Below are 20,708 nucleotides of genomic sequence, written 5' to 3' on the forward strand. Positions count from 1 at the left end.
CGACCGCCGCCTGCCGCCGACGCTGCGCCACCCGCCTTATGTTGTCACCTCCCGCAACAGAACCGCGAGAGCTTTCCAAAGCTTCACCGCGCGTTCTTGCCCACCATGAAGACATACATGTCCCAAAACGTCTCCGGATGCTCGGCTTCGAAGCGGTGCCACTGATCCAGATTGGACTCATCAGCCGCGCCCGGAAACTGCTTGCGAAATCTTTCGATCACCGTCGGATCGTCAAACGGTTCGAAGCCCAGGAAGGACAGACCGTTGTCGTTCAGGAATGCCGCGATCTCGGGGATGGTGAAGCGATGCTCCATGACGTTGAACAGCAAATCGCGACAGCCGCTCATGCTGTAGAAATCCTTCGCGCCGATCAGCGGCTTCCAGTCGTCCGCCTCGCGGATGATGTCCTGGCGACACCTTCTGATATCGTCGGCGGTCGCGCGATAACCGCGCGCCGCGATGCGGGCGCGGGCCTCCACGATGACGCGGCGCGCCAGATTGCTGTACAAGCCGATGCGAATCCTGCCGCCCGGCCGCAGCAGCGACACCAGCACGCGCCACCCGGCCGTCGGCTCGGCAAGATGATGCAGCACACCGACCGACTCGATATGATCGAACGTGCGATCGATCGCACCCAATTCCAGAATATCCGCCTGCGCATACTCGATGTTGCGCAAGCCGAGTTCCCGTGTCTTTCGGCGCGCGTAGGCGAGACTGGGCCGGCTGACGTCGACTGCGAGCAAACGGGCGTTGGGATGGACTTGCGCGATCTGAATCGCGTGCGAGCCGGTACCGCAACCCGCGATCAGAATATCCAGTTTGGCCTGCCGTTCCGCCGTCGGGACGATCCTTCCCTGCGCCTGATCCGCCGCGAATGCGTGCAGCGGATTGATGGTCCAGCGCGGATAGGGATTTTCCTCGTATTGACGCATCACCTCTATCGATACGCTGTCCTTGACAGGGGTGAGCGTCGCAATGGTGGTGCGCTCGCCTGCTTCCTCGAGCGGCTGGCGGAGCTGCACCTGTAACAGGCCGGCCACGGTGGCAGGCCAGTCCCGCCGCAGCAGCGCGTCCGCCATCGGCATGGCATGCAGCGGGACATAGGCCGCAACCACCGCCAGCGCGAGCGGCGTTATGGCGGCTCCCGATGCCAGGTTCTGCAGCAATCGATCGCGCAGGACGCTCGCAAGTGCGCTCTCTGCTTCGGCCTGATCATAGACATATTCGCTGATGAAGCACTGCCGGGCGAGCGCGCAGGCGAAGGCGACGATATCGTCGTCGATCTCGCTATCGTCGTCGCCCTGCTCGCCCGCAAGCCGCAGCAGCTCGGCGCGGGCATGGCCCAGCAACAGCTCAAGTTGCACACTTGCCAGCGTCGTCGCTTCCATCGCACAGCGGAGGAAAAGGTCGTTTGCAAGCGGAGTGAGGCCCTCAGTGCCGAACAATTCGACGTTCGTGACCGCCAGCGGCCACTTGCCGGCGATCCGCGCACCATAGGTGGCGATGACAGGGCTCTGCAGGATGAAGCCGACGGCCTTCGCGTCCATGCCGAGCGCCAGCGCCTTGCTGAAATGCGCGACCGCCTTGGCATGACTGCCCAACGCCTGGTACGAGTTGCCGGCATTGTAATGGCACGCGGCGTTCAGCTCGTCCGCAGCGATCGCTTTCGCGAACATCTTCACTGCGGCCCGATGGTCGCCGGAGGCCTGCGCCATCAGGCCGAGAAGGTTCAGGCCCTGCACATGCGCCGGCTCGCGCGCGAGAATTTGACGGCAGATCTCCTGCGCTTCGTTGACGCGGCCCATGCCGCGCAAACGGCTTGCCTCAGCCGCGAGGTCGGCAATGCCGACGACCGCCGAGCCGAAGGCAAGCGCCTTTGGCCTCTTTCCGGCCTCGTCGCGTCGCTTGTTGGCCGCACGTCGCTCTTTCCGGTTCATGTCCCGTCAACTGGTCCAAACTGCAAAACGCCGCCAAACAGCGCACCGCAGAGGCGGCGGTTTTAAGCGGCGCATCAACCAAACCACGCCCGGCAGACATAGAGCTGATCGCGCCTACAGCCAAGGATAATCTGCCGCATCATTGTTGGACGGCGGACGCCTCCGGCGCATCATCAGCCTTTATGGGGTCACACCGGACGGCTTGACCCAGCGCTGCACGGCGGCTGCGCTGTCGGCCGGGTTGGTGTTGAAGCAGATATGGGCATCCGGGGCGAGCCGATGCATGATCGCTGCTCCGGGTTCGATGATCCGTGACCGAGCATGCGACCGCATTGAATTGAAATCGCGAACGCTCAATGGCCGGCGCGATCCCGCGCGGCGCGCGCCGCGACCGCCGCGCGACGCTGCAGGAGATCGCGCTCGCGCGCGTTGCCGGCAAGGCGGGCGGCCGCTTCGAACGCCGCGCGCGCCTCGTCGTGGCGGCCGAGCTTCTGCAGCAGGTCGCCGCGCACGCTCGGCAGCAGGTGATAGGATTTCAGCGCCGGCTCACGGGCGAGATCGTCGACGATTGCAAGCGCGGCCTGCGGCCCTTCCGCCATGCCGATCGCGACCGCGCGATTGAGCTCGATCACGGGCGACCGCACCAACGCGGCGAGATCGCCGTAGAGCGCAGCGATGCGCGGCCAGTCGGTCGCCTCGGGCGTATCGGCTTCGGCATGACAGGCGACGATCGCGGCCTGCAGCGCATAGAAGCCGCCGGCGCCGCCGAGCTCGCGGGCGCGCGCCAGCGCCAATTGCCCGCGGCGAATCTGCAGGCGGTCCCATAACGTGCGGTTCTGCTCCATCAAGAGGATCGGATCGCCGGCCGCATCGGTGCGCGCCGCCATCCGCGAGGCGTTGAGCTCCATCAGCCCGAGCAGCCCGTGCGTCTCCGGCTCCCGCGGCGCGATCGCGGTCAGCACGCGGCCCAGGCGCAGCGCCTCGTTGCAGAGCTGCGGCCGCAGCCATTCGTCGCCGCGCGCGGCCGCATAGCCCTAGTTGAAGATCAGGTAGACCACCTCGAGCACGGAGGCGAGCCGCTCGGACAGCGCCTCGCCGCGCGGCGTCTCATAGCCGAGGCCGGAGTCCGACAACGTGCGCTTGGCACGCACGATGCGCTGGGCGATGGCCGTTTCGGTCTGCAGGAACGCGCGCGCGATCTCTTCGGTGGTGAGGCCGCAGATCATCCGCAGCGCCAGCGCCGCACGGGCCTCGCGCGACAGCAGGGGATGGCAGGCGGTGAAGATCAGCCGCAGCAACTCGTCGCCGATGTCGTCATCGAGCGCGGCATCGAAATCGGGCATGGCTTCCTGCTCCCGCGCCAGATCGTGCGCCAGCATGCCGTGCTTCTGGGTGAGCGTGCTGACGTGACGCAAATGATCGAGCGCGCGCCGCTTCGCGGTCGTCATCAGCCAGGCGCCCGGCTTTTCCGGGACGCCACTGGCCGACCAGTGCTCGAGCGCCGTGATCAACGCTTCCTGGGTCAGATCCTCGGCGAGCGGCACGTCGCGCAGCATCCGCGACAGGCTGGTGATCAGCCGCGGCTGCTCGATGCGCCACACGGCGAGGATGGTGGCCTGGATGTCGGCGGCCGTCATCGCCGTCGACCTGAGAACATCGCGGTGCGCATCAAGCGCAGGCTGGCGCGTCGATCTGACAGCCGCCGTCGGCGCCCATGGTCGCAAACGGACGAACCTCGCAGGTCCCGTCCCAGCCCGGCATATGCTCCTTGTGAAGCTGCATGAACTCCACGGCCGCCGCGACCGCCTCCTCCTTGTTGCGGAGCTCGAAGATCGCGTAGCCGCCGATCATCTCCTTGGTCTCCACGAAAGGCCCGTCGATGACGTTGAGCTTGCCGTCCGTGATGCGCACCTGGGCGCCCAGCGCAACCGGCAACAGACCGCCGTTGTCGATCATGCGGCCGGCCTTGATTTCCCGCTCGGCGAGCTTGCCCATCGCCTCCATCAAGGCCGGCGTCGGCGGCCGAGGGGGCTGCGAGGAGGTGACGATATACATGAAGCGCATCGGAAAACTCCTGTTGGGCGAGAAGCGGCGATGATCGCCGCAAGACCGGCTCGCTACAGGGGACGACGATCCGGGATGGACAGGATCGACATGGGCAGGGAATTATTTTTTGGGCCTAAAGCATAATGGGATTTCGGGAGCGCAAAGCTCCTCACCCGGATTGCATCGGACGATGCTTCGCATCGCCGAACGCAATCCGACCTCTCCCCGACGGGGAGAGGTGCAGCACGCCGTGCCGAAAGGCCTACTGCTCCCGCAGCATGATCAGCGGATCGGCGCTGTCGGGAACCCGGCGCCATTGCGCGTTGTCGTCGGCCTCGAACTGCCAGGTCTCGCCCTTGGCCGACATCAGGATGATCTGACCGTGGTCGAGCCGCCACTGCGTCGGGTTGAAGGCCGCGACCGCGGAATCGCATTTCGGCTTCAGGAAGACCTGGAAATTGTCGTTGCCGGCATCGTTGTTGGTCAGCGTCAGGCCGCAGATCGCCTGGCCATTGCCGCGGACCATCGACCAGTCGCCGATCATCTGGTCCATCGACTTGGCGAGCGAGCGGGCGGCGGCGAGGTTCTGCAGGATGTAGACGCCCTCATTGGTGCGCAGCCCCTCGAAAATGCCGGTCTCGACCTCGGAGAAATCGATCACGGCTTCGCCGGTTGCGTTCTGCAGCCGCACGATGTCGCCGAGGCCCTTGATGCTCCAGCCGACGATGTCCTTGGTGAAGGGCAGCGCCGCGGGGCAGGACGGCTCGAGCTCGAGCTTGAAGCCTTGCGGTGTCGTATCGCTCTTCAGCGTCACCACGCAGGTCTTGCTGCGGTCGGTGGTGGCAAGCTCCCACTGCCCGATCATGTCCTTCTTCAAGGTCGTGACGTCCTGCGCCCGCGCCGGCAGGATTCCGGCCAGCAGCAGGACGAGCACGACACTGAAGCGGACCAGCGACATCAGCGGCCCTTCACCGGGGTTTCGGCCACCGGCGTCAGCGGCGGCTTGCCGGCGAACCAGTTCTTGATGTTGTCGACCACGAGCTGATCCATCGCGTTGCGCGTGACCACGGAGGCCGAGCCGATGTGCGGCAGCAGCACGACATTCTGCATCGCCTTCAGCTCGTCCGGCACGTTCGGCTCGGCCGCGAACACGTCGAGGCCGGCGGCGAGGATGGTGCCCGATTTCAGCGCCGCGACCAGCGCCGGCTCGTCGACCACGGAGCCGCGCGCGACGTTGATCAGCACGCCGCGGGGCCCGAGCGCGTTGAGCACATCGGCGTTGATCATCTTTGCCGTCGCGGCGCCGCCGGGCACGATCACGATCAACGTGTCGACCGCCTTCGCCATCTCGATCAGGTCGGGATAATGCGTGTAGGAGACGTCGGCGGCGGGTTTGCGCGAATGATAGGACACCGGCACGCGCGAGGCTTCGAGCCGGCGGGCGACCGCCTGACCGATCCGGCCCATGCCGACGATGCCGACCTTGCGGTCGCGCAGCGAGCCGACACTGAGCGGATAGTTCTGGGTCTGCCACAGTCCGGAGCGCACGTAGCGGTCGGCCTTGACGAATTCGCGCAAGGTCGCGATCAGCAGGCCCATCGCGACGTCGGCGACCTCCTCGGTCAGCACGTCAGGCGTGTTGGTGACCACGACATTGTGATCGCGCGCATAGGCGGAATCGACGTGATCGTAGCCGACGCCGAAGCTCGCCACGATCTCGAGCTTGGGGAAGCGCGCAATCGCGGTCTTGTCGGTCGCCATCGTGTGATAGGTGACGGCGATGCCGCGGATATTGCCCGCGACCTCAGGCGTCAGCCGCTCGAGATCGCCGCGACTTTCCGCCCGATGCAGCACATATTTATCGGGAAAGCCGTTCTCGAGGATTGGCCGGATCGGTCCATAAACCAGCAGATCGATCTTTTCGGAAGACATCGGGGCCATCAGCTTTCCTTTCCAAGCGCACTTTCGTGCCAGCGTCGCAGCAAGAGGTATGAAATTAACGCCAGCAACCCATAGATGACAATCCCGGCCAGCGACAGCAGCAGCAGTGCTGCGAACATGCGGGGAATATTCAGGCGGTAACTTGACTCAGCGATGCGGAACGCGAGGCCCGAACCGGCGCCGGCGCTGCCGGCCGCGATCTCGGCGACCACGGCGCCGATCAGCGACAGCCCACCCGCGATGCGTAAGCCGCCGAGGATATAGGGCAGCGCCGCGGGCAGCTGCAGGAACATGAGCGTCTGCAGTCGTGACGCGCCATAGAGCTGAAACAGGCCGGCGAGGTTGCGATCGACCGAGTTCAGCCCAAGCGTGGTGTTCGACAGCACCGGAAAGAACGCAACGATCCAGGCGCAGACGATCACCGCGGTCTGCTGCTGCAGATAGATCAAGAGCAGCGGCGCGATCGCGATGACCGGCGTGACCTGCAGGATGACCGCATAGGGAAACAGCGAATATTCCAGCCATTTCGACTGGTTGAACAGCAGCGCCAGCGCGACGCCGCCGATCGCGGCCGCGATGAAGCCTTCGAGCGTGGTAAGCAGCGTGACGCCGAGCGATTGCGACAGGATCGGCCAGTCGCTGACCAGCGTCTTCAGCACCAATAGCGGGCTCGGCAGGACATAGGGCTGGATATCGTTGACGCGGACGATCACCTCCCAGAGCACGAGGCCAGCGGCGAACACCACGGCAGGCAACAGGAAGCGCACGATGTCTTGCGGAGATTTCATGCGCCCGCCTGCCCTGCATAAGACGGCGCCAGCGCCTTCGAGACCTCGCGGCAGAAGGCGGCATATTCGGCCGAGGTGCGGAACTCCTCGCCGCGCGGCTCCGCTGCAGCGATGCGAAACTCCGCGCCGATGCGGCCGGGACGCGCCGTCATCACGATCACGCGCTGCGAGAGATAGACCGACTCGAACACCGAATGCGTCACGAAGACGACGGTCTTGTGCAGATTGCGCCACAGCGACAACAGGTCGTTGTTGAGGCGGAAGCGCGTGATCTCGTCCAGCGCTGCGAACGGCTCGTCCATCAGCAGGATGTCCGGATCGGTCACCAGCGCGCGCGCCAGCGACACCCGCATCTTCATGCCGCCGGACAATTCGCGCGGATAGGCATCAGCGAATTCCGAAAGCCCTACCTGCGCGAGCGCCTGATTGACGCGCGCCTCGGCATCGGCGCTCGCCGCATGTGCAAGCTTCAGCGGCAGGCGGACATTGTCGCGCACCGTGGCCCAGGGCATCAGCGTCGGCTCCTGGAACACGAAGCCGATCGGGTGACTGCCGCGCCGCCCGGCGCCCCGATGCGACAGCTCGACCGTGCCCGCGCTGGGCGCTGATAGCCCCGCGATCAAGCGCAGCGCGGTGGATTTGCCGCAACCCGAGGGCCCAAGCAGCGAGACGAACTCGCCGCGCTGGACATCGAGATCGAGCGGTCCGAGCGCCGTCACGCCGCTGTCATAGGTCTTGGTGACGCCGCGCAGGCGAACGGCGGGGCCCGACGCATCCGTTTTTGGCGCGGCCATGCTCTCTACCATCCGCAATTCGGCGATGATGCGCGCGGCCGTGCCGCGAACACCACCTCTCCCCTTGTGGGGGAGGTCGGATCGCATCGCAAGATGCGATCCGGTTGAGGGGTTATGCTCTCTCGTGCGACCAGTGCCCCTTCACCCGCGCCTCTGGCACGACCTCTCCTGGGTGGGGAGAGGTGGGCTGCCGATGCGGCGCTATCTCGAGCCAATCGCACCACTCGCGTCCGGCCCGCTCAGTTCTTCGGCCTGAGCTCGACGCCGACCGCCTTGTTGACGAAGCGCAGCGTGTAGCCCTGGCGATAGTCGATCGTGCTCTTGACCACGCCGGCGGCGGCCATCGCCTCGAAGAAGCTCGCCATCCGCTCGTCGGTCATGGCGCCGATGCCGTTCTTCAAGGTGTCGCCGGAATCGACGATGCCGTGCTCCTTCATCTGGGCAACCGAATAGGCCAGCAGCTCATCGGTCATTTCCGGATTGAGCTTCTTGATCATCGCATTGCCGGCCGAGTTGTCGCCGTAGAGATAATGATACCAGCCGACGATCGAGGCATCGACGAAGCGCTGCACGAGGTCCGGCTTCTTGTCGACGAGGTCGCGGCGGGTCTCGATCAGGGTCGAATAGGCGCTGAAGCCGTAATCGGCGATCAGCAGGACGTTCGGCTTGAAGCCGGCCGTCTTCTCCACCGCATAGGGCTCCGAGGTGACGTAGCCTTCCATCGCGACCTGCTTGTTGACGAGGAAGGGCTGCGCGTTGGAGGTATAGGGCTTCACCTTGCTTTCGCTGAAGCCGTATTTGGATTTCATCCATTGGAAATAGCTGGCGATGCCCTCCTTCGAGACCAGCAGCGTCAGCGGCTTCAGGTCCTCGATCTTGCTGACCTTGGCCTCGGGATGGGTCAGGAAGACCTGCGGGTCCTTCTGGAAGATGGCGGCGACCGCGACCAGCGGCACCTTGTTGGTGACGGCGTCGAAGGTCTGCAGCGAGTTCGCGCTCATGAAGAAGTCGAGCTTGCCCGCGATCAAGAGCATGCGGTTGTTCTCGTTGGGGCCGCCGGGCACGATGGTGACGTCGAGGCCATATTTCTTGTAGGTGCCGTCGGCCACCGCCTGGAAGAACCCGCCATGCTCGCCCTCGGCGACCCAGTTGGTGCCGAACGAAACCTTGTCCAGGGTCTGTGCGCGGGCCGGGGTGAGCGCCGCGAGGACGGCAAGCAGGCCTATAGTTAACGCTCGCGGCAAAAAGGCCGGGTTCATGGTTGGACTCCGTCGATCATTCTGGCCCATGATGGAGGGTGAAGGACGTGGACCGCGCCCCAGGGATCGAGCCGCGCCCGAGGCGCGTAGAACGCCCCGGAGGCATGGTTCGCATCCCCGCGAAAGATGGACAAACTACCCTGCAAATTCATCCAATGAAACGCTTCGCTTGATGACTTCTCAACTTCCGCCCCGCGACTGGACCGCCATCCACTGGCCCGACATCGGCAAATCAGCGCCTTCGCGCTGGATCGCGGTGCTGCCGCTGGCCGCGACCGAACAGCACGGGCCGCATCTGCCTGTTGGAACCGACGTCATGATCGGCGAGGCCTACCTTGCGCGGGTCCGCGAGCTGTTGCCGGCGGCCGCGCCGGTGACGTTCCTGCCGCTTCAGCCGGTCGGCATCTCGACCGAGCACATCGATTTTCCGGCAACGCTGACGCTGTCGAACGAGGTCGCGCTTAGCACCTGGACGGCGCTCGGCGAGAGCGTGGCGCGCGCCGGCCTAAAAAAGCTCGTGATGGTGACCAGCCATGGCGGTAATTCCGCCGCGATGTCGCTGGTGGCGCAGGATCTGCGCGCACGGCACGGGATGCTCGCGGTCACCACGAGCTGGTCGCGCTTCGGCGTGCCAGACGGATTGTTCGAGGCCAGCGAGCTGCGTCACGGCATCCATGGCGGGGCGGTCGAGACCTCGATCATGCTCGCCCGATATCCGCAGCATGTGCGGACGGATGCGATCGCGGACTTCCATCCTGCGAGCTTACGAATCGAAAAGGATCACCGCCATCTGTCCACGCAGCGGCCGGCGCCGTTCGCCTGGCAGGCGCAGGACCTGCATCCGAGCGGCGCGATCGGCGATGCCACCAAGGCCTCCGCCGAGAAGGGCGAGGCGCTGCTCGACCACGGCGCGCGCGCGTTCTGCGAGCTGCTGGAAGACGTCGATAAATTCGACATGAGCGCGCTGGCCGCCGTGCCCCGCTGGCCGGCCCTGTAGCGCGACCGGCCGGCGATCGGACGGAACCAGCCGCCGCAGGCAGCCACTTTGCGCCGACCTCCGCACGCGGACGGTCAGAGATACTTCGCAATCAGCTTGAAATCCTTCAGCACGGCGCGGCCCTTCGGGCCCGCGGCCTTCAGGGTGTCTTCGAGGCTGTGGCCGATATGATCGTGGATCAGCGCCTTCTTGGCGCTCTCGATCGCGCTCTCCACGGCCTGCAATTGCTGGGCGATCTGCGCGCACGGGCGGCCCTGCTCGATCATCTCGACGATGGTCTCGAGATGGCCGTTGGCGCGCTTCAGGCGCCGGGCAATTGCGGCGTGCGGGTGGTCGTCGGACATGCGGTTCTCCTATCCTCCCCGAAGGATAATCACGATCCTCCCCGGAGGATAGAGAAGTCGGCTTGACAGCCCGCTGCATGGGGCGTAGTGGCGGATTGTCGGAACAGCCGTTCCGCACCGGGGCATTCGTCCCGACCACGAGCCAGCAAAGAAGGCAAATGGGCAGTAGCAACTCAGGCGACAGTACCCCGACGATGACGGGACTCCTGCCGCCGCACGACAGCAAGACTGATCGCGCAGGCTCCCGCTGCGTGGATAGGTGGTCGCGCCTTAGCTGACCGCCCGCTCCTCACCGGCCTGCCGCACGACCAGCGGATGTGGAGGTGAGCGATGTTCGAAAAGCTCGCAAAATTTCGGCCATTCGAGCCGCGGCAGATGACGCCGTGGACGGCTCCCTATGCCAATGACAACCTCCCGGGTTTTCGCCGCCCGGAGGGCCAGCGCCGCCGTCCAACCTCGGCGCCGGCATGTTATTGGGTCCTGATCGACGGCCGCCTGGAATGCCGATGGACCGTCGAAGACACCATCGGCTCATTCATCGATGATCTCGATCATCAGCGACGCGCGGGCTTGGGTTACGGCCCGCGCGCAACAATCGCGCCCCCCGCCGCGTTGAAGACAACGGCGAGTGCCTAGAGCATGATCCGGAAAAGCGGAGACCGGTTTTCCGTCGCGACAAGCGCGGAACGCGTTTGCGCGGAGATCATGCTCAAACGAAGAGACAGACATGGACGAAGGACCTAGTTGTCCCGTTGCGCGCCATCCCGGCGCGGCAACGGGACTCCCTTCGGGGAACGACATCACGTTTGGACTAGCCGCTGCTCACGGCAGCGGAGGTTGCGTGCGCGCTTAAAGCCGCTCCGCGTCCTCGCGCCGTGCCCGACGGGCAGCGCGGAGACGGTTGGAGCAGGCATGAGAGAGGCCCCAGACACTTCGAGACAGATCTATTATCCCGTCGACAGAGACGCCTCCTCCGGCAGGCCGGAGGACGTCCCCACGACAGGCCGGGCGCGTCGTCAGCTGCCGCAATGCCCCTGCCCGCGCCGAACACAGACAACGTCATCGGCTTTCCGGCCCTGCGAAATACCAAACCACGCGAATAAACAGGGAATGAGTCATGGCCGTCGTCAATGACTTGAACAACCGCGAAACCAGAACACCGGCGATCCGGACCGCCGTCCTGGACCAGGCCCATCTCGGCGACATCCACGGCGCGCTCGGCAGCATCGCCAGGGACGACGTTGCGCCGCGCGCGACCTTCCTCGCACGGCTGAAGACACTGCTGGCGATCGTCGGCCCCGGCCTGATCGTCATGGTCGGCGACAACGACGCCGGCGCGTTCGGCACCTACACCCAGGCCGGGCAGAACTACGGCACCACCCTGTTGTGGACGTTGATGCTCCTGATCCCGGTGCTCTACGTCAACCAGGAGATGGTGGTGCGGCTCGGCGCCGTCACCGGCGTCGGCCATGCGCGGCTGATATTCGAGCGCTTCGGCAAGTTCTGGGGCGCCTTCAGCGTCATCGACCTGCTGCTGTTGAACGCGTTGACGATCGTCACCGAGTTCATCGGCATCACGCTCGCGCTGAGCTATCTTGGCTTGTCGCAGTTCTGGGGCGTGCTGGCATCGGCGGCGATCGTGATGATTGCGGTCTCGACCGGAAACTTCCGCCGCTTCGAGCGCTTCGGCATCGTGCTGGTCGCGGGCAGCCTTCTGCTGGTGCCGGTGGTGTTGATGGTGCATCCGCCAATCGGGCAGATCGCGACCGACTTCCTGGTTCCGAGGATGCCCGAAGGCGCCAAGCTCAGCGAGGTGATGCTGCTGATCGTCGCCATCGTCGGCACCACGGTGGCGCCGTGGCAATTGTTCTTCCAGCAGAGCTACATCGTCGACAAGCGGATCACGCCGCGCTTCATCCGCTACGAGCGGATGGACCTCTGCATCGGCATCGTGCTTGTCGTTGTTGGGGCGGTCGCGATGATCTCGTTCTGCGCCGAGATCTTCGCGGGGCAGCCCGAGTTCGGCAACTACACCGACGCGCTGGGGACCGCGAGCGGGCTCGAGAAATATGTCGGCAGGCTTCCGGCGGTGCTGTTTGCCCTCGCGCTGCTCGACGCCTGCATCATCGGCGCGGCGGCGGTCTCCCTCGCAACCGCATACGCGATCGGCGACGTGTTCGCGGTCAAGCATTCGCTGCATCGCAAGCCGTGGGACGCCAAAGGCTTCTACGGCGTCTATTGCGGCCTGATCGTGCTCGCCGCCGTGCTGGTGCTGACGCCGGGCACGCCGCTCGGGTTGCTCACCAACGCGGTGCAGACGCTGGCCGGCGTGCTGCTGCCGAGCGCGACGGTGTTCTTGCTGCTGCTCTGCAACGATCGCCACATCCTGGGGCCCTGGGTCAATTCGACCCGATTGAACCTGTTCACGGGGGCGGTGGTCGCCGCGCTGGTGATGCTGTCGGTGATCATGACGGCCGCGGTGCTGTTCCCCGGCGTCGGCGAGGAGTGGATCATGGGAATCCTGATCGGCGGAAGCCTGTTGGCCCTGGCACTCACCGCAGCCGTCAAGCTGTACGAGATGTCGTCGCGCCGCAACGCGGTGTTCCGCTTCAAGCCGTACCAGCTACAGCTTAGCCGCGACAGCTGGCGGATGCCGCCGCTCGATCAGCTTCCGAAGGCCCGTCTCGGTGCGCTGAGCCGGATCTGGATGATCGTACTGCGTGGCTATCTGGTCGTCGCCGCTGGCCTCGTGCTGATTCGCATTGTCCAGCTGGCCACGGTCGGGGCGTGACCGGGACGCTCTTAGGCCGCAGCCGGCGATGGGTGCGGTCGCGCTGCTGGCCTTCCGCTGTTGCATGGCCGTCATAGTGCCGTGCAAATCGGGTAGGTAGTTGGCGGCCCTCAATTGCAATTGCGAACCATTTGCAATAAGGCTGGTGTCAAGATGACCGGTCTGGCTTTGCTCGGACCAACACAGATCGGACCGGGGACGGCGGGCGATGACTTCAAATCTCGGGTGGCGAGCGGCTGCCAAATCTGCAGTGATGGCAGGCGATACCTCCTACCGCTCGCGGGGCAACGCCGCGTCATGACCTGCGTCCGCCTCTTCCGTGTCCAGATCGCCGCCAGCGCAGCGCTCGGCGCTGCCGCTTTCGGCACGCCTGCGGCCGCAGCCGACATGGCCGTCAAGTCGCCGGCCATGAGCGCGGTTTACACCTGGACCGGTTTTTACGTGGGCGGCCATGTCGGCTATGGCGATGGCAGTCTCGGTCCCGGCACCAATCCGCTCGCGCTGCAGGGCGTGTTCTTTCCGCACACGATCACCGGCGGGATCGGCGGCTTCCAGGTCGGATACAATCACGAGTTCGCCAACCACTTCGTGCTCGGCGTCGAGGCCGACGCGACTTTCGTGAGTCCTCCCGACCTGCCACGGCGGACGCCGGGCCCCTTCAACAGCTCGATCGACTATGTCGGCACCGCGCGCGGCCGCATCGGTTACGCCTTCGGCGGCTGGATGCCTTATGTCACCGGCGGCTTCGCCTGGGGACGCACCCAGGCCAGGGTGAACGACGCGGCGGGCGAGGTCGTGTCCGAGCCGGGCCAGTACCTGACCGGGTGGACCGTCGGCACCGGCGCCGAGTTTGCGTTGAGCGGCAATTGGACCGCCAAGGTCGAATACGACTATATCGACCTGTCGCGCCGGACCCTTGGTCTTGCCGACTTCGGCATGCCCGGCGTCACCATCGACCCGCGCCTCCATCTCTTGAAGTTCGGCCTGAACTATCAGTTGGGCGACACGCCCTGGTCGGCAACACCGACCCAACCCCGGTTGCCGGAATCGGACAATTGGTCGGTCCATGCGCAGACGACGCTGATCGGACAAGGCTACCCCGCGTTCCGCGCCGCCTATAGCGGCACCAACAGCTTGCCGCCGGGCGGACAGGTGCAGCAGACCTGGACCACGACGGCGTTCCTCGGCGTGCGGCTCTGGGAGGGCGGCGAGCTCTACTTCAACCCGGAAACCGCACAGGGCTTTGGCCTCAACGGCACGCTCGGCCTTGCCGGCTTCTCGAACGGCGAAGCCCAGAAGGCCGGCGCCGCGTATCCGAGGATCCGGCCGCAGCGCTACTACATCAAGCAGACCTTCGGCTTCGGCGGCGAGCAGGAAGACGTCCCTGATGGCCCCAACCAGATCGCGGGCAAGCGCGACATTGATCGCCTGACGCTGATCGTCGGCCGCTTCGCGGTCGGTGACTTCTTCGACGGCAACTCCTATGCCAAGGATCCGCGCGCCGATTTCATGAATTGGGCGATGTGGGCATCCGCCGCCTATGATTTCCCCGCCGACCTGCCCGGCTATACACGCGGTGCCGTGGCCGAACTCAACCGCAAGGATTGGGCGGTGCGCGCCGGCCTGTTCCAGGTGCCGGATGCGCCGAACAGCGACATCCTGACCTTCAAGACCGGCGGCGCCGTCGTCGAGTTCGAGGGGCGCTACTCGATCTTCGACCAGCCGGGCAAGCTACGCGTCGGCGTGTTCGGCAACCGCGGCAGCACCGGCAATTACAGCCAGGCGCTCGCGATCGAAGCCATCGACCCGGCGCTCGACATCAACAGCGTGATGGCCGGTATCCGCAAGGACAATCTGAAATACGGCTTCTACGTCAATGCCGAGCAGCAGATCGCCAAGGATGTCGGCCTGTTCGGCCGCCTGAGCTGGAACGACGGCCGGAACGAGATCCTCTCATTCACCGATGTCGACCGCAGCCTTTCGGGCGGCGTGTCCGTGAAGGGCAGCTACTGGGGACGGCCGGACGACACGATCGGCATCGGCGGCGCGATCAACGGACTCTCCGCCTCGCATCGCGACTTCCTCGCCGCCGGCGGCCTCGGCCTGCTGATCGGCGACGGCGCGCTCAGCTACCGCAACGAAGGCATCTTCGAGAGCTATTACGCCTACTCGGTGAACAAGCACCTGACGCTGACCGCGGACTACCAGTTCATCGCCAATCCCGCCTACAACGCCGACCGCGGCCCGGTGCACATCTTCTCGGGCCGGGTGCACGGCGAGTTCTGATGCTGACGTAGCCCGGATGAAGCGCAGCGAAATCCGGAGCCTTTCCTTTACCCGCACGCGTGACCGAGTCGCTCCCACCGCCGTGCTGATCCGGCCTGACGGGGATGTCGCCTGGGCCGGAGGCCCGGCCCAGCCGGGACTCAGAGACGCGCTGACCAGATGGTTCGGCGCGCCTGTCGCGGCATAGCGCAGCTAGCCCGCCGGCTGGAACGAATCCGCGCGCGCCATCGCCCAGGCGTCGCGGAAGCGGCGGTCCTGCGTGCCTTCCAGCAACTCGCCGGGCCGCAGCGCCGGATAAAGCTCGGCAAAGGAGCAGACCTCGGTGGTCGAGCTCCGCTGCGAGAAGTGGATCGGCCGCAGCTCCTGGGTATGTTCGAGGCCGGCGGCGGCGAGCAGCTCGGTCAGCGCGTGCAGGGTCGAGTGATGATAATTGTACACGCGCTCGATCTTGTCCGGCACGTACAGCGCGCGGTTGCGGATCGGATCCTGCGAGGTGACGCCGGTCGGGCAACGGTCGGTGTGACAGCTCAAGGACTGGATGCAGCCGAGCGCGAACATGAAGCCGCGCGCCGAATTGCACCAGTCCGCCCCGATCGCCATCGCCCGCGCCATGTCGAAGGCGGTCGCGATCTTGCCGGACGCGCCGATCTTGATGCGGTCGCGCGCGTTGATGCCGATCAGCGCGTTGTGGACGAAATTGACGCCCTCGCGCATCGGCATGCCCAGATGGTCCATGAACTCGAGCGGCGCGGCGCCGGTGCCGCCTTCATTGCCGTCGACCACGATGAAGTCGGGATAGAGCCCGCTCTCCTTCATCGCCTTGCAGATCGCCAGGAATTCCCAGGGATGGCCGATGCACAGCTTGAAGCCGGCCGGCTTGCCGCCGGACAGCTGTCGCATCTTCGCGATGAACTCCATCATCTGCAGCGGCGTCGAGAACGCCTTGTGATAGGCCGGCGAGATGCAGTCCTCGCCGAGCGGCACGCCCCTGATCTTGGAAATCTCCTCGGAGACCTTTGCGGCCGGCAGCACGCCGCCATGGCCGGGCTTGGCGCCCTGGCTGATCTTGAGCTCGACCATCTTGATCTGGTCTTCGCTCGCGACGCGCGCGAATTCGTCGGGGTTGAAGGTGCCGTCGCGGTTGCGGCAGCCGAAATAGCCGGAGCCGATCTCCCAGATGATGTCGCCGCCCATCTCGCGGTGATAGGGGCTGACGCCGCCCTCGCCGGTGTCGTGAGCAAAACCGCCCTTCTTGGCGCCGGCGTTCAGCGCCCGCACCGCGTTCGGGCTCAGCGCGCCGAAGCTCATCGCCGAGATGTTGAACACCGAGGCCGAATACGGCTTGGTGCAGTCGGGACCGCCAATGGTGATGCGGAATTTCTGGTCGGCGCGAGGCTTCGGTGCCACCGAATGGTGCATCCACTCATAGCCCTCGCGGTAGACGTCCTCCTGGGTGCCGAACGGCCGCTTGTCGAGCACCGCCTTGGCGCGCTGATAGACCACCGCGCGGGTGTCGCGGGAGAACGGCATGCCGTCCTTCTCGCTCTCGAAGAAATACTGCCGCATCTCCGGGCGGATTTCCTCGAGCAGGAAGCGCACATGCGCCGAGATCGGATAGTTGCGCAGCACCGCGTGGTTCTTCTGCACGAGGTCGCGGATGCCGAGCAATGTCAGCGCACCGAAGATCAGGAGCGGGACCATGACCACGTTCCAGATCTTCGGATTGTGATCGAAGACGCCTATCGTCAGCAGGAGCGCCGTCACCACGGCGCAGGTCGTCAGCACGATGAAGCGCGGCGAGAACGGCAGCAGCAGCGTTTCCATAGAACCCCTCAGCCAATGGACAAGGCTACCTTGTCGGCCGTGAGCCTAATCCAACTCGCCGAACAAGTCCTACACGGTTATAGCGCCGAACAGTCACAGATATGACAACCGCCCGAATGGGCGGTATCCCTGTCGTATCGCTCAAGTTGAGCTCGCATTTCGCAATGCAACGAACGGCCTCCGAGGAGGCTTTAAGGTCCGGACTCAATCAGGTCCACCAAATGATAGCGGCAGCAAGATTGACGGCCGAGAGGAAGTTTCTGGCGAGCTTGTCATAGCGGGTTGCAATGCGCCGCCAGTCCTTGAGCCTGCAAAACATGCGCTCGACGAGGTTGCGCCGCTTGTATGCGGCGCGGTCGAACGGATGGAAGCGTTTTCGGGTGGGATTGTTTGGGATGACCGGGGTTGTTCCCCGTTCGATGAGGAATTGCCGCAGTTCGTTCGCGTCATAGGCCGTGTCGGCCGCACAGCAACGCGGTGGTGGCAGAGAGCTGAGCAGGGGCAGCGCCGCGCGGATGTCACCACGCTGACCTGGCGTTACTTCGAGCGCGATGGCGCGTCCGAGACTGTCGCAGACGGCGTGGATCTTGGTGGTCCTGCCACCGCGGGAACGACCGATGGCCTGAGCCTCCGCCCCCCTTTTCCACCGGCCGCCGCACGGTGCGCCTTGGCGGTCGTGGAATCGATGGCCTGGAAGTCGTCATCGGGCGACAGGCCCCGAAGTGCTTCGAACAGATTGCGCCAGACCTCGCGCCGCGACCAGCGGTTCCAGCGATTGTAGACGGTCGTGTAAGGGCCGAACACTGCCGGGCAATCGCGCCAGCGGCAGCCGGACTTCAACACATGGATGATGCCACTGATCACGCGGCGATCATCGACTCGACGAGCGCCGGGCTGATTTTGCGGCAGCAAGGGCTCGATTGCTGCCCACTGCCGATCATTCAACCAAAACTCGCCCGCCATGATCCAAGCCCCGCAAATGCAGAGCTTGAATCATATCTCCACGTAAAATTATACATCTGATTGAGTACAAACCTTAGGGCTTACGCGGCGACCGCGAGCAAGCTGCGCCCCCTCTCCCGCTCGCGGGGGAGGACTGGGGTGGGGGTATCGCCACGAGTCAGAATTTTCGAGATGAGAGAACCCCCACCCGTATTGCATCTGCGATGCAATACGGCCTCCCCCGCAAGCGCAGGGCAATCGCACATGCCGGTTATGCCGCGCGTTCGATGCCTGTGGTTGGTCTACCCACAAACTCGTCATGCCCGGCGCCTGGCGATGTCCTATGCGATTGCCCTGCCCGCAAGCGGGAGAGGCGAAGGGCGCACGCGGACACACTGTGCGAAATGCAAAAGGCTGGAGCCCGATGCGGCTCCAGCCTTCCCAAAAGCAAGAACGGTAGCGATGAGCCCAGCGTGCGCCGGGCCAACAAGATCAGCGCTCGACGAACGCCTTTTCGATCACGAAGTGGCCGGGCGTGTTGCCGCTGCCTTCCTTGAAGCCGCGGGTCTCGAACAGCTGCTTCAGGTCTTCCAGCATCGCCGGGCTGCCGCACATCATGATGCGGTCGGTCTCGATGTCGAGCGGGCCCTGATGCAGGTCGGCGAAGAGCTGGTTGGAGGTGATCAGATCGGTGATGCGGCCGCGGTTGCGGAACGGCTCGCGCGTCACGGTCGGATAGTACAGCAGCTTCTCCGAAAGCAGCGGCCCGAACAGCTCGTCTTCGCGCAGCTTGGCGACCAGCTCCTCGCCATAGGCGAGCTCGGAGACCTGGCGACAGCCATGCACCAGCACGATCGAATCGTAGCGATCATAGACCTCGGGGTCCTTGATCAGGCTGGCGAACGGCGCGAGGCCGGTGCCGGTCGACAGCAGCATCAAGCGCTTGCCGGGGATCAGATTGTCGGTGATCAGCGTGCCGGTCGCCTTGCGGCCGACCAGGATGATGTCGCCCTCGCGGATCTTCTGCAGCTTCGAGGTGAGCGGGCCGTCCTGCACCTTGATCGAGAAGAACTCGAGCTCTTCCTCATGATTGGCGCTCGCCATCGAATAGGCGCGCAGCAACGGCCGGCCCTCGACCTCGAGGCCGATCATGGCGAACTGGCCATTCTGGAAACGGAAACCGGAATCGCGGGTGGCTCGGAAGCTGAAAAGCGTATCGGTCCAGTGGCGAACGGAAAGAACCTTCTCTCGATAGAACGCGCTCATGTGTTTTCGTTTTCTCGATTGACCAGAATTTAGAATGGTTTGATTTTTCAGGCTGCCCGCGACGGCGCGGAAGTGGCCGAAATCATTGAAGATCTCGCGTTTCCATCGCGCCGCCGCATCACATAGTCAAGATCACGTGGCGTGCAATTGCGATCTCAGAATGGCAGTCGCTCGATTTCGCGGATAGGTTCAGCCACGACGTCGTTAACACGCTGGGATGGACGCAATTTACTTGCTGAGATCTCCGCCGATCTGGCAAATAATTGCTACGAGAACCGCGGCGAAGGGAAAATGATTTAGTGGTCCTCATCAGCCAGCGTCTTTTTCTGGAAACCATCAAAAAATATTGTCTCGCGCACAATATCGCGATCGAGATCAGGTCCGGCGGCTGGCTGGTCATCATGCAGCGGGGCGCGGAGCGGCGGCTTGCGATCGGCTACGACGTCGGACTGAACAGCGCGGTTGCGCATCAGATCGCCAACGACAAGGCGGCCTGCGCCGAGGTGCTGGCAACGGCCGGCGTCGCCGCGATCCCGCACACTTTGTTTCTCGGCGCGAGGCTGAGCCCGCATATCCCGGGATCGGGATCGATGGAGGCGATGCTGCGGCTTCTCGATGCCCATCCGCGCGGCCTCGTCGTCAAGCCGAATGAGGGCACATCAGGCGAGCTGGTGTTCCGCGTCACGACAAAGGCGCAACTGGAGCAGGCTGTCGCGCGCATCCTTGCCGCGCACCCGAGTCTGGCGATCTCGCCCTATGTCGAGATCGCCGACGAGGTGCGCGTCGTGCTGCTCGATGACCGCGCGCTGATTGTCTACAGCAAGATGCGCCCGCAGGTGACGGGCGACGGCGTCCATTCGCTGCGCGAGCTTGTACGGAGCGCCGTGCCGGCGGGGCAGCTTGAGACCGTCGCGGATGACTTCGAAATCGCAGAGCTCGACGCCGTCCCGCCCGCCGGCGAGCGGCGCACCATCAACTGGCGGCACAATCTCGATTCCGGTGCCGCGCCGGTGCTGCTGATGGACGGCGCGACACGCGAAGCCTGCATCGCGCTTGCGATCAAGGCCGCGCAGGCGCTGCGCATCCGCTTCGCCTCGATCGACGTCGTGCACGCCGACGGCGCGTGGCAGATCCTCGAGGTCAATTCCGGAGTGAAGATGGAAGCGCTGGGCAAGCGGCATCCGGAGCTGGTCGAGGCGGCGTACTGGGCCGCGATGGACGAGGCGTTCGCGTAATTTCCGCACGCGGTCGCCGCGTATCCCACTTCGCCTCTCCCTTGTGGGAGAAGTGGAGTTCAGGACGCTCGTTCGTGACAAGTCACTCGTTCTCGTCGAGCACCTTGAAGGCCTCTTCGAGCTGCGGCGAGAGCGCGACATTGAGCTTCTCGCCGGTCGGCAGGCGGGCGACGAAGCACTTGTTGTAGAGCGGGATGATGTCGTGGTTTGTGGCGAGCTTGCGGAATGCGCGCTCGACCACGTCCTTCGCGTTTGGCG

At 64.8% G+C, this 20,708-nt stretch carries 16 protein-coding genes and 3 pseudogenes; 6 read left to right on the top strand and 13 right to left on the bottom strand.

Annotation, left to right across the window (positions count from 1 at the left end):
- Positions 1-83: 83 nt before the first annotated feature.
- From MTX23_RS32535 to MTX23_RS32570, 8 genes and pseudogenes are all read right to left on the bottom strand, one after another.
- Complete coding sequence (locus tag MTX23_RS32535; RefSeq protein ID WP_280974167.1) at positions 84-1,937, bottom strand: methyltransferase domain-containing protein; 1,854 nt, start codon at positions 1,935-1,937, stop codon at positions 84-86.
- Between the two features lie 353 nt (positions 1,938-2,290).
- A pseudogene (locus MTX23_RS32540) lies at positions 2,291-3,574 on the bottom strand (RNA polymerase sigma factor).
- Between the two features lie 31 nt (positions 3,575-3,605).
- A complete protein-coding gene (locus MTX23_RS32545; RefSeq protein ID WP_280974168.1) occupies positions 3,606-4,001 on the bottom strand; it encodes a YciI family protein in 396 nt (131 codons plus the stop codon).
- Positions 4,002-4,245: 244 nt separating this feature from the next.
- Positions 4,246-4,941, bottom strand: a complete 696-nt coding sequence (locus tag MTX23_RS32550) for an AprI/Inh family metalloprotease inhibitor (protein WP_280974169.1) — start codon at positions 4,939-4,941, stop codon at positions 4,246-4,248.
- Entirely contained in the window at positions 4,941-5,924 is a 984-nt protein-coding gene (locus MTX23_RS32555; protein ID WP_280974170.1) for a 2-hydroxyacid dehydrogenase, read from the bottom strand. Before MTX23_RS32555 ends, MTX23_RS32550 begins: the two co-directional genes overlap by 1 nt.
- Positions 5,924-6,712 carry an ABC transporter permease gene (locus tag MTX23_RS32560; RefSeq protein WP_280974171.1) on the bottom strand — a complete coding sequence of 263 codons (789 nt, stop codon included), beginning with the start codon at positions 6,710-6,712 and terminating at the stop codon, positions 5,924-5,926. The genes MTX23_RS32555 and MTX23_RS32560 overlap by 1 nt, the downstream gene beginning before the upstream one ends.
- Positions 6,709-7,518, bottom strand: a complete 810-nt coding sequence (locus tag MTX23_RS32565; RefSeq protein WP_280978295.1) for an ABC transporter ATP-binding protein — start codon at positions 7,516-7,518, stop codon at positions 6,709-6,711. The genes MTX23_RS32560 and MTX23_RS32565 overlap by 4 nt, the downstream gene beginning before the upstream one ends.
- Before the next feature lie 227 nt (positions 7,519-7,745).
- Positions 7,746-8,765 (bottom strand): ABC transporter substrate-binding protein, encoded by a 1,020-nt coding sequence (locus MTX23_RS32570; protein WP_280974172.1) that lies wholly within the window; start codon positions 8,763-8,765, stop codon positions 7,746-7,748.
- Between the two features lie 172 nt (positions 8,766-8,937).
- Here MTX23_RS32570 and MTX23_RS32575 point away from each other — a divergent pair, with 172 nt between their 5' ends.
- Entirely contained in the window at positions 8,938-9,762 is an 825-nt protein-coding gene (locus MTX23_RS32575) for a creatininase family protein (protein WP_280974173.1), read from the top strand.
- A gap of 74 nt (positions 9,763-9,836) precedes the next feature.
- Here the strand turns inward: MTX23_RS32575 and MTX23_RS32580 are convergent, their stop codons facing one another.
- Complete coding sequence (locus tag MTX23_RS32580) at positions 9,837-10,106, bottom strand: metal-sensing transcriptional repressor (protein ID WP_280974174.1); 270 nt, start codon at positions 10,104-10,106, stop codon at positions 9,837-9,839.
- A 330-nt stretch (positions 10,107-10,436) separates the two neighbouring features.
- On the opposite strand from MTX23_RS32580, the gene MTX23_RS32585 reads away from it, so the two are divergent.
- The 4 genes and pseudogenes from MTX23_RS32585 to MTX23_RS36505 form a co-directional block, all read left to right on the top strand.
- Entirely contained in the window at positions 10,437-10,742 is a 306-nt protein-coding gene (locus tag MTX23_RS32585; protein WP_280974175.1) for a hypothetical protein, read from the top strand.
- 481 nt (positions 10,743-11,223) lie between these two features.
- Positions 11,224-12,897: an NRAMP family divalent metal transporter gene (locus MTX23_RS32590; RefSeq protein ID WP_280974176.1), complete on the top strand. Its 1,674-nt coding sequence runs from the start codon at positions 11,224-11,226 to the stop codon at positions 12,895-12,897.
- Between the two features lie 297 nt (positions 12,898-13,194).
- Positions 13,195-15,183 (top strand): carbohydrate porin, encoded by a 1,989-nt coding sequence (locus MTX23_RS32595; protein ID WP_280974177.1) that lies wholly within the window; start codon positions 13,195-13,197, stop codon positions 15,181-15,183.
- 70 nt (positions 15,184-15,253) lie between these two features.
- Positions 15,254-15,370, top strand: a pseudogene (locus MTX23_RS36505) (hypothetical protein); the annotation flags it as partial.
- 5 nt (positions 15,371-15,375) lie between these two features.
- Here MTX23_RS36505 and MTX23_RS32600 read toward each other — a convergent pair.
- From MTX23_RS32600 to MTX23_RS32610, 3 genes are all read right to left on the bottom strand, one after another.
- On the bottom strand, positions 15,376-17,007 hold the full coding sequence (locus tag MTX23_RS32600; protein ID WP_280974178.1) for an FMN-binding glutamate synthase family protein: 1,632 nt from the start codon (positions 17,005-17,007) through the stop codon (positions 15,376-15,378).
- A 208-nt stretch (positions 17,008-17,215) separates the two neighbouring features.
- Positions 17,216-17,970 (bottom strand): IS5 family transposase gene (locus MTX23_RS32605; RefSeq protein ID WP_280972604.1). Its coding sequence is split into 2 segments (ribosomal slippage): positions 17,216-17,637 and positions 17,637-17,970, totalling 756 coding nucleotides; the frame shifts between segments, so codons are not numbered across the junction.
- A gap of 471 nt (positions 17,971-18,441) precedes the next feature.
- The gene (locus tag MTX23_RS32610; protein WP_280974179.1) at positions 18,442-19,215 is read right to left on the bottom strand and encodes a ferredoxin--NADP reductase; all 774 of its coding nucleotides are present in this window, start codon (positions 19,213-19,215) and stop codon (positions 18,442-18,444) included.
- A 299-nt stretch (positions 19,216-19,514) separates the two neighbouring features.
- Here MTX23_RS32610 and MTX23_RS32615 point away from each other — a divergent pair, with 299 nt between their 5' ends.
- Complete coding sequence (locus tag MTX23_RS32615; RefSeq protein ID WP_280974180.1) at positions 19,515-20,450, top strand: RimK-like protein; 936 nt, start codon at positions 19,515-19,517, stop codon at positions 20,448-20,450.
- A gap of 82 nt (positions 20,451-20,532) precedes the next feature.
- Here the strand turns inward: MTX23_RS32615 and MTX23_RS32620 are convergent.
- Positions 20,533-20,691 (bottom strand): annotated as a pseudogene (locus MTX23_RS32620) (amino acid ABC transporter substrate-binding protein); the annotation flags it as partial.
- Positions 20,692-20,708 lie beyond the last annotated feature (17 nt).

It is taken from the genome of Bradyrhizobium sp. ISRA436 (assembly GCF_029910015.1).
In the GTDB taxonomy this organism is placed as follows: domain Bacteria; phylum Pseudomonadota; class Alphaproteobacteria; order Rhizobiales; family Xanthobacteraceae; genus Bradyrhizobium.

Coding starts and splice junctions, on each gene's coding strand:
- MTX23_RS32570 (WP_280974172.1), bottom strand. CDS start 8,765: ATGAACCCGGCCTTTTTGCCGCGAGCGTTAACTATAGGCCTGCTTGCC.
- MTX23_RS32545 (WP_280974168.1), bottom strand. CDS start 4,001: ATGCGCTTCATGTATATCGTCACCTCCTCGCAGCCCCCTCGGCCGCCG.
- MTX23_RS32575 (WP_280974173.1), top strand. CDS start 8,938: ATGACTTCTCAACTTCCGCCCCGCGACTGGACCGCCATCCACTGGCCC.
- MTX23_RS32535 (WP_280974167.1), bottom strand. CDS start 1,937: ATGAACCGGAAAGAGCGACGTGCGGCCAACAAGCGACGCGACGAGGCC.
- MTX23_RS32565 (WP_280978295.1), bottom strand. CDS start 7,518: ATGGTAGAGAGCATGGCCGCGCCAAAAACGGATGCGTCGGGCCCCGCC.
- MTX23_RS32600 (WP_280974178.1), bottom strand. CDS start 17,007: ATGGAAACGCTGCTGCTGCCGTTCTCGCCGCGCTTCATCGTGCTGACG.
- MTX23_RS32595 (WP_280974177.1), top strand. CDS start 13,195: ATGACCTGCGTCCGCCTCTTCCGTGTCCAGATCGCCGCCAGCGCAGCG.
- MTX23_RS32560 (WP_280974171.1), bottom strand. CDS start 6,712: ATGAAATCTCCGCAAGACATCGTGCGCTTCCTGTTGCCTGCCGTGGTG.
- MTX23_RS32550 (WP_280974169.1), bottom strand. CDS start 4,941: ATGTCGCTGGTCCGCTTCAGTGTCGTGCTCGTCCTGCTGCTGGCCGGA.
- MTX23_RS32580 (WP_280974174.1), bottom strand. CDS start 10,106: ATGTCCGACGACCACCCGCACGCCGCAATTGCCCGGCGCCTGAAGCGC.
- MTX23_RS32590 (WP_280974176.1), top strand. CDS start 11,224: ATGGCCGTCGTCAATGACTTGAACAACCGCGAAACCAGAACACCGGCG.
- MTX23_RS32610 (WP_280974179.1), bottom strand. CDS start 19,215: ATGAGCGCGTTCTATCGAGAGAAGGTTCTTTCCGTTCGCCACTGGACC.
- MTX23_RS32555 (WP_280974170.1), bottom strand. CDS start 5,924: ATGGCCCCGATGTCTTCCGAAAAGATCGATCTGCTGGTTTATGGACCG.
- MTX23_RS32585 (WP_280974175.1), top strand. CDS start 10,437: ATGTTCGAAAAGCTCGCAAAATTTCGGCCATTCGAGCCGCGGCAGATG.